1 pseudogene is annotated in these 234 nt (G+C 44.9%); it reads right to left on the bottom strand.

The annotated features are described in order from the left end of the window. Positions 1-75: 75 nt before the first annotated feature. Positions 76-234: pseudogene (locus tag ACTHS4_RS12645) on the bottom strand (DUF455 domain-containing protein); the annotation flags it as partial.

The raw sequence follows: 234 nt of genomic DNA, 5'->3' as shown, positions 1-234 counted from the left end.
CAATACCTGCTTATTGGCGGTATGCGTGTGCGAGTGCGAATGATCGTAATGATGTGCCATGATGATTTTACCGTTTCAGAGGGCCTTTTTATCCTGTTTCAAACTTTTCTCAAAATCTTCAAACATATCCAGCTCAAAACGGCTGAATCCTGCACGTTCCCGTGCTTCGATATAGAAGTATCCGCGGAAGATAAACATATCGTAAAGCGCAATCAGGCTGCGGAACAGGGCAAC

The sequence above is a fragment of the Neisseria sp. P0014.S009 genome (assembly GCF_051958155.1).
Classification (GTDB): domain Bacteria; phylum Pseudomonadota; class Gammaproteobacteria; order Burkholderiales; family Neisseriaceae; genus Neisseria; species Neisseria flavescens_C.
This window is presented reverse-complemented; position numbering and strand designations above follow the sequence as displayed.